The 1,272-nt window shown below is 57.8% G+C and carries 2 protein-coding genes; both read right to left on the reverse strand.

Features of this window, described 5'->3' with window-relative positions; all coding sequences use genetic code 11:
- Positions 1 to 10: 10 nt before the first annotated feature.
- Complete coding sequence (locus K0M74_RS05765) at positions 11 to 505, reverse strand: integrase core domain-containing protein (protein ID WP_366932636.1); 495 nt, start codon at positions 503 to 505, stop codon at positions 11 to 13.
- 3 nt (positions 506 to 508) lie between these two features.
- Complete coding sequence (locus tag K0M74_RS05770; RefSeq protein ID WP_293969036.1) at positions 509 to 1,174, reverse strand: helix-turn-helix domain-containing protein; 666 nt, start codon at positions 1,172 to 1,174, stop codon at positions 509 to 511.
- Between the last annotated feature and the right edge of the window lie 98 nt (positions 1,175 to 1,272).

Raw genomic sequence — 1,272 nt, forward strand, 5'->3', positions numbered from 1 at the left:
CATATTGTACCTAAGACATGGGTGACACCCTTGCTCCGAAGGGGTTGTCGATTGTTTGTAACGTTCTTTGTTCGAGATCGATATAGCCCAGATCATATTGCATGAAGCTGACGAGCCAGATGCCGTCGTCGACTTCCTTGAGCCCGAGTCTCTGGCCGGCGAGCGCGGTTGAGATATTGATCTTTTTTCGGGCCATGCAGATACGACCGCAGTGGGTGACGAGGATGTCGCGGTCATGGAAGGGATATTCCACGTCGGGCAATCCAGCATAGGCGATTTTGGCGGTTGAATAGACTGCGGCGGGGCTCTTCATGTCGAGGGCCTCGTGCGGTCTTTCGTTATTGAATTCGTTGACGAAAGCGTCGAACCGCGCCTGCTGCTGGAGGAAGTTCATGCCAGGCGGTCGGGTTGTTTCCTGCTTGAGGGTTCGATGCATGCGTTCGTGTCTGCCATTTTCCTGCGGGCTGGCGGGCCTGATGCGCTCGATCTTGATACCGAGGCGCAGCCATCAGGCTGAGAGCCTGGAGAGGTTGTAGAGCCCATTGGGTGAGGCGAATGGGGTCCCGTTGTCGCTCCGTATCGAGGTTGGCAGCCCCCGGTTTGCAAACAGATGGCTGAAGGCTTCGATGACGGGCTGTTGCCGCGTTGATTCCATGGCTTCGCACAGCAAGATCATGCGCGACGCCTGGTCGGTCACCGTCAAGGGGTAACAGTAGCGGCGGTCGCCAAGCTGGAACTCGCCTTTGAAATCGGTGCACCACAGATCATTGGGTGCAACAGCATCCGAAAGGGCAGTTCCCTCAGCCTTGCAGCGTCGGCGCTGGCGAGCTCGCTTCACCAGGCCATGGCGGTCGAGTACCGCATGGACGGTACTCTTGGCGGGGAGGCGGACATCGCCGTTCAACTTCCTGACCAGGAGCTCGCGTATCTTCCTGGCGCCCCAATGCGGCTTGTCCTTCTTGGTTGCGACGATTAACCGCTCGATCTGTTCGGGCAGCTGGTTGGCATAACGCACCGGCCGCCGCGAGCGGTCGGTCAGAGCGTCGAGCCCGGCCTCCTTGTAGCGGTTGAAAATTTTGTAGCCGGTCTTTCGGGATATCCCTAAAGACCGGCAAACATCGCTCATGCCTTCACCATCCAGAAGACGCGCGATGAAGCGTATACGGTCGTCCATTACCGAACACTCCTTCCATGGCATCGACACCTCCCGCAAAGCGAAATGTGTTACCCATGTGTCCGGTACAAATCGTCACCTATGTCTCGGGCCGCTCA

This window comes from Sphingopyxis sp., assembly GCF_019459305.1.
Lineage (GTDB): Bacteria > Pseudomonadota > Alphaproteobacteria > Sphingomonadales > Sphingomonadaceae > Sphingopyxis.

Bases quoted from the DNA above. Each gene is read 5' to 3' on its own strand.
- K0M74_RS05770 (WP_293969036.1), bottom strand. From the start codon at position 1,174: ATGGACGACCGTATACGCTTCATCGCGCGTCTTCTGGATGGTGAAGGC.